Here is a 5,763-nt window from a genome sequence, read left to right on the forward strand (position 1 = left end):
ACCGCGTACTGGAAGACCGCGACGATGACGCAGACCGCGGTAGCAACCGAGGTCCATCAAGCGCTTGATTTTCATGTTGATTTCGCGACGCAGGTCACCTTCAGTGGTGAACTTCGCGACTTCGCCACGCAGCGATTCAATCTGCTCATCGCTCAGATCTTTGATCTTTGCCGCCGGGTTAACCCCGGTGGTAGCACAGATTTTCTGTGCAGTCGTGCGACCAACACCATAGATGTAGGTCAGCGAGATAACAGTATGCTTGTTATCTGGAATGTTAACGCCTGCAATACGGGCCATTCAGTGGGACTCCAATTGACAGCTACCTACGCCCCGGAAGCCAAGAAATAGGGCGCGAGATAATATCGCTGTAATAACAAATAATCAACCCAGCAGCGCACTAGCTGCTGGGCTTTAGCACAGATCACACTCAGCCTTGGCGCTGCTTGTGACGTGGTTCCGCGCTGCAAATTACTCGAACAACACCTTCGCGGCGAATAATCTTGCAGTTACGGCACAGCTTTTTCACCGATGCACGAACTTTCATCACCAACTCCTCGAACCTTATGGGTGCTTCAGCGCAGCATGCCGCTGCCGTAGCCCTTCAGGTTGGCTTTCTTCATCAGGGATTCATACTGGTGCGAAACGAGGTGAGATTGCACTTGGGACATGAAGTCCATCACAACCACGACCACGATCAGCAACGAGGTCCCGCCAAGGTAGAACGGCACGTTTGCAGCCACCACCAGGAACTGGGGCAGCAGGCACACGGCCATCATATAAAGAGCACCGAACATGGTCAGACGAGTCAAAACGCCATCAATATAGCGTGCAGACTGCTCACCAGGACGGATACCCGGAATAAAGGCACCGGACTTCTTCAGGTTTTCCGCTACGTCTTTCGGATTGAACATCAACGCCGTATAGAAGAAGCAGAAGAAAATAATCCCTGCACTAAACAGCAGAATATTCAACGGCTGACCAGGAGCGATCGACTGCGAGATGTCCTGCAGCCAGCCCATACCTTCAGACTGACCGAACCAGGCACCCAACGAAGCCGGGAACAGCAAGATGCTGCTCGCAAAAATGGCCGGAATAACACCAGCCATGTTCACTTTCAGCGGCAGGTGGCTGGTCTGCGCAGCGAAGACCTTGCGGCCTTGCTGACGCTTGGCGTAGTGAACGGCGATACGACGCTGACCACGCTCAATGAACACCACGAAACCGATGATCGCTACTGCCAGCAAACCGATGGCGACCAGAGCGAAGATGTTGATATCGCCCTGACGTGCAGACTCGAAAGACTGTCCGATCGCTCTCGGAAGACCGGCGACGATACCCGAAAAAATCAACATCGAGATACCGTTACCTACACCGCGCTCTGTGATCTGCTCGCCCAGCCACATCATGAACAGCGCACCAGCCACGAAGGTGGTGACCGCCACGAAGTGGAAGCCGATATCTGCAGAGAAAGCAACGCCCTGACCGGCCAGGCCAATGGACATGCCAATAGCTTGAACCAGAGCCAGGACGACGGTGCCATAGCGGGTGTATTGGCTGATCTTGCGACGACCAGCCTCACCTTCCTTCTTCAACTGCTCCAGCTGTGGGCTGACAGCGGTCATGAGCTGCATGATGATCGATGCCGAGATGTACGGCATGATCCCCAGTGCAAAAATGCTCATGCGCTCCAGCGCACCACCGGAAAACATGTTGAACAAGCTAAGAATGGTCCCCTCATTCTGTCGAAACAGGTCCGCCAGCCGATCGGGGTTGATACCTGGAACTGGGATATGCGCGCCGATCCGGTAGACGATAATCGCCAGGAACAGAAAACGCAGACGAGCCCAGAGCTCGGACAACCCGCCACTTTTGCTGAGCGCTGAGAGAGCACCTTGCTTAGCCATTTATTCCTCGAACTTGCCGCCAGCTGCTTCGATAGCCGCACGCGCACCTTTGGTGGCTGCGATACCTTTAAGGGTGACTGCGCGAGTAACCTCACCGGACAGCATGATTTTCACGCGCTGTACGTTTTGGTTGATCACGTTGGCATCCTTCAGGGACTGCACAGTTACGACGCCTTCAACTTTAGCCAGCTCGGAGGTGCGAACTTCTGCACGATCCATAGCCTTCAAAGAGACGAAGCCGAACTTTGGCAGACGACGATGCAACGGCTGTTGGCCGCCTTCGAAGCCCGGAGCGATGGTGCCACCGGAGCGGGAGGTCTGACCTTTGTGGCCGCGGCCACCGGTCTTGCCCAAACCACTACCGATACCACGACCCGGACGATGCTTCTCGCGACGGGAACCCGGCGCTGGACTCAGATCATTGAGTTTCATCGATTAACCCTCGACGCGCAGCATGTAGTAAGCCTTGTTGATCATCCCACGGTTTTCCGGGGTGTCAGCGACTTCTACAGTGTGACCGATGCGACGCAGACCCAGACCCTTAACGCACAGTTTGTGGTTAGGGATACGGCCGGTCATGCTTTTGATCAAAGTGACTTTAACGGTTGCCATGATCAGATGATCTCCTGAACGTTCAGGCCGCGCTTGGCAGCGATGGACTCAGGCGATTGCATCGACTTCAGACCCTTGAACGTTGCGTGAACAACGTTGACCGGGTTGGTCGAACCGTAGCACTTGGCCAGGACGTTCTGAACGCCGGCTACTTCCAGGACAGCACGCATTGCGCCGCCGGCGATGATGCCGGTACCTTCGGAAGCAGGCTGCATGTAAACCTTCGAAGCGCCGTGGGCGGACTTCATGGCGTACTGCAGGGTGGTGCCGTTCAGATCAACCTGGATCATGTTGCGGCGAGCAGCTTCCATCGCCTTCTGGATCGCAGCAGGCACTTCACGCGACTTGCCACGGCCAAAGCCAACACGCCCTTTACCATCACCAACCACGGTCAACGCGGTGAAAGTGAAGATACGGCCGCCTTTTACGGTTTTTGCTACGCGATTAACCTGGACCAGCTTCTCGATGTAGCCTTCGTCGCGTTTTTGGTCGTTATTTGCCATAACTTAGAACTCCAGCCCGCCTTCACGAGCAGCATCAGCCAGCGCCTTGACGCGACCGTGGTACTTGAAGCCGGAACGATCAAAAGCCACTTGAGATACACCGGCGGCTTTCGCACGCTCAGCGATCAGCTGGCCAACTTTAGTGGCCGCGTCGATGTTGCCGGTGGCACCATCACGCAGTTCCTTGTCCAAAGTCGAGGCATTTGCCAGGACTTTGCTGCCGTCGGCCGAAATGACCTGGGCGTAGATGTGCTGCGAAGAGCGGTACACGCAGAGACGCACGACTTCGAGTTCGTGCATTTTCAGGCGTGCTTTGCGAGCGCGACGCAGTCGGGTAACTTTTTTGACGGTCATTTGCTATGCCCTACTTCTTCTTGGCTTCTTTACGACGGACAACTTCGTCCGCGTAACGCACGCCTTTGCCTTTGTACGGCTCTGGACGACGGAAGTCGCGGATTTCCGCGGCCACTTGACCAACCAGCTGCTTGTCGATGCCCTTGATCAGGATATCGGTCTGGTTTGGAGTCTCAGCGGTGACGCCTTCCGGCAGTTCGTAATCCACTGGGTGCGAGAAGCCGAGTGCCAGGTTCAGAATCTGACCCTTTGCCTGCGCCTTGTAACCAACACCGACCAGCTGGAGCTTGCGCTCGAAGCCTTGGCTTACGCCCTGGACCATGTTGTTGACCAAAGCACGAGTGGTACCGGCCATTGCACGAGTCTGCTGGTCGCCATTGCGGGCGGCGAAACGCAGCTCGCCAGCTTCCTGGACTACTTCAACGGACGAGTGAACGTTCAGGTCCAGAGTACCCTTGGTACCCTTTACCGAAAGTTGCTGACCGGCGATCTTGACTTCAACGCCTGCGGGCAACTTAACGGGGTTCTTAGCTACGCGTGACATGCTTATCCCCCCTTAGAACACTGTGCAAAGCACTTCGCCGCCGACACCGGCAGCGCGCGCAGCACGATCCGTCATCACACCTTTGTTGGTGGAGACGATAGACACACCGAGACCGCCACGAACTTTTGGCAGATCATCGACGGACTTGTACTGGCGCAGGCCTGGACGGCTGACGCGCTTCACTTCTTCGATAACCGGACGGCCTTCGAAGTACTTCAGCTCGATAGAGAGCAACGGTTTGGTTTCGCTGCTGATCTGGTAACCCGCGATGTAACCTTCGTCCTTCAGGACTTTGGCTACAGCCACCTTCAAAGTGGAGGATGGCATGCTTACGACGGGCTTTTCGGCCATCTGGGCATTACGGATACGAGTTAGCATGTCCGCTAACGGGTCCTGCATACTCATGGGCTAGACGCTCCTGATACAAATAAAATGAGCCTTTCGGCTACAACGTTCGCCTGGAAATTCCGGCCACGTGAAAACACGGGCTCTGGCGAGCCGGCAATTCTAGACGTACGCCACAAACGAATCAAGCCCCAAAAGGGGCTTGATTCAGATTCAGGCGTTACGCCGGTCGGGTTCCGGAGATCCCGAACGGCGTTGCGCGAGAAGTGCGGCTTACCAGCTGGCTTTAACCAGACCTGGTACGTCACCACGCATGGCGGCTTCACGCAGCTTGTTACGGCCCAGGCCGAACTTGCGGTAAACACCGTGCGGACGACCAGTCAGGCGGCAACGGTTACGCATGCGCGATGCGCTTGCGTCACGTGGTTGCTTCTGCAGGGCAACTGTCGCTTCCCAACGCGCTTCTGGACTTGCGTTCAGGTCGACGATGATTGCTTTCAGTGCTGCACGCTTGGTGGCGTACTTGGCAACGGTGAGCTGACGCTTCAGCTCACGGTTTTTCATGCTCTTCTTGGCCATGGTCCTACTCCAATCAGTTGCGGAACGGGAACTTGAAAGCACGCAGCAGTGCGCGACCTTCTTCGTCCGTACGAGCAGTGGTGGTCAGGGTAATGTCCAGACCGCGCAGGGCATCGATCTTGTCGTAGTCGATCTCCGGGAAGATGATCTGCTCTTTCACGCCCATGCTGTAGTTGCCACGACCATCGAAGGACTTGGCATTCAGGCCGCGGAAGTCGCGAACCCGAGGCCGGGAGATCGACATCAGACGATCCAGGACCTCGTACATACGCTCCCGGCGCAGGGTCACTTTGACGCCGATCGGCCAACCTTCGCGGACTTTGAAGCCTGCGATGGATTTGCGAGCGTAGGTCACAACGACTTTCTGGCCGGTGATCTTTTCCAGGTCAGCAACAGCGTGCTCGATGACTTTCTTGTCGCCGATCGCTTCGCCCAGACCCATGTTCAGGGTGATCTTGGTAACGCGTGGAACTTCCATCACGTTCTCAAGCTTAAGTTCTTCCTTAAGCTTGGGTGCGATTTCTTTCCAGTAAATCTCTTTCAGTCGTGCCATGGTCTCATCTACCTAGCAGTGTTCAAGCATCAACCGCTTTTTGGGTCGACTTGAAGACACGAATTTTTTTGCCGTCTTCAACTTTGAAACCAACGCGGTCAGCCTTGTTGGTTGCGCCGTTGAAAATGGCGACGTTAGAAGCGTGCAGTGGCGCTTCTTTCTCGACGATACCGCCCTGTACGCCCGACATCGGGTTAGGCTTGGTATGACGCTTCACCAGGTTGATCCCACCAACGACCAGACGGTCGTCAGCGAGAACCTTGAGCACCTTACCGCGCTTGCCTTTGTCTTTGCCGGCGATCACGATGATCTCGTCGTCACGACGAATCTTTTGCATGTCGGATCTCCTTACAGCACTTCTGGGGCGAG

Annotated in this window: 12 protein-coding genes; all 12 read right to left on the reverse strand. The window is 55.7% G+C overall.

What is annotated here, in order from left to right; all coding sequences use genetic code 11:
- Window positions 1-297, reverse strand: a 297-nt coding sequence (rpsM, locus tag ACIPOO_RS27540) for a 30S ribosomal protein S13 (RefSeq protein WP_400611217.1), incomplete at its 3' end; no start/stop codon positions are given.
- A 130-nt stretch (window positions 298-427) separates the two neighbouring features.
- Complete coding sequence (rpmJ, locus tag ACIPOO_RS27545) at window positions 428-544, reverse strand: 50S ribosomal protein L36 (RefSeq protein ID WP_002555468.1); 117 nt, start codon at window positions 542-544, stop codon at window positions 428-430.
- A gap of 28 nt (window positions 545-572) precedes the next feature.
- Window positions 573-1,904: a preprotein translocase subunit SecY gene (gene secY, locus ACIPOO_RS27550; protein ID WP_062384496.1), complete on the reverse strand. Its 1,332-nt coding sequence runs from the start codon at window positions 1,902-1,904 to the stop codon at window positions 573-575.
- Entirely contained in the window at window positions 1,905-2,336 is a 432-nt protein-coding gene (rplO, locus tag ACIPOO_RS27555; RefSeq protein ID WP_037017733.1) for a 50S ribosomal protein L15, read from the reverse strand. It lies immediately after the preceding gene.
- 3 nt (window positions 2,337-2,339) lie between these two features.
- Entirely contained in the window at window positions 2,340-2,516 is a 177-nt protein-coding gene (gene rpmD, locus ACIPOO_RS27560) for a 50S ribosomal protein L30 (RefSeq protein ID WP_093468886.1), read from the reverse strand.
- Between the two features lie 2 nt (window positions 2,517-2,518).
- Window positions 2,519-3,019 (reverse strand): 30S ribosomal protein S5, encoded by a 501-nt coding sequence (gene rpsE, locus ACIPOO_RS27565; RefSeq protein ID WP_274134920.1) that lies wholly within the window; start codon window positions 3,017-3,019, stop codon window positions 2,519-2,521.
- Window positions 3,020-3,022: 3 nt separating this feature from the next.
- Window positions 3,023-3,373: a 50S ribosomal protein L18 gene (rplR, locus tag ACIPOO_RS27570; protein ID WP_037017727.1), complete on the reverse strand. Its 351-nt coding sequence runs from the start codon at window positions 3,371-3,373 to the stop codon at window positions 3,023-3,025.
- 10 nt (window positions 3,374-3,383) lie between these two features.
- The gene (rplF, locus tag ACIPOO_RS27575) at window positions 3,384-3,917 is read right to left on the reverse strand and encodes a 50S ribosomal protein L6 (protein WP_274134922.1); all 534 of its coding nucleotides are present in this window, start codon (window positions 3,915-3,917) and stop codon (window positions 3,384-3,386) included.
- A 12-nt stretch (window positions 3,918-3,929) separates the two neighbouring features.
- Window positions 3,930-4,322, reverse strand: a complete 393-nt coding sequence (rpsH, locus tag ACIPOO_RS27580) for a 30S ribosomal protein S8 (protein WP_020290698.1) — start codon at window positions 4,320-4,322, stop codon at window positions 3,930-3,932.
- Window positions 4,323-4,535: 213 nt separating this feature from the next.
- Window positions 4,536-4,841 carry a 30S ribosomal protein S14 gene (gene rpsN, locus ACIPOO_RS27585; RefSeq protein WP_003228726.1) on the reverse strand — a complete coding sequence of 102 codons (306 nt, stop codon included), beginning with the start codon at window positions 4,839-4,841 and terminating at the stop codon, window positions 4,536-4,538.
- A 13-nt stretch (window positions 4,842-4,854) separates the two neighbouring features.
- Entirely contained in the window at window positions 4,855-5,394 is a 540-nt protein-coding gene (gene rplE, locus ACIPOO_RS27590; protein ID WP_400611222.1) for a 50S ribosomal protein L5, read from the reverse strand.
- A gap of 22 nt (window positions 5,395-5,416) precedes the next feature.
- Window positions 5,417-5,731 (reverse strand): 50S ribosomal protein L24, encoded by a 315-nt coding sequence (gene rplX / locus ACIPOO_RS27595; RefSeq protein WP_002555478.1) that lies wholly within the window; start codon window positions 5,729-5,731, stop codon window positions 5,417-5,419.
- Window positions 5,732-5,763: the final 32 nt, after the last annotated feature.

The organism is Pseudomonas sp. NPDC090201 (genome assembly GCF_044746825.1).
In the GTDB taxonomy this organism is placed as follows: domain Bacteria; phylum Pseudomonadota; class Gammaproteobacteria; order Pseudomonadales; family Pseudomonadaceae; genus Aquipseudomonas; species Aquipseudomonas putida_AD.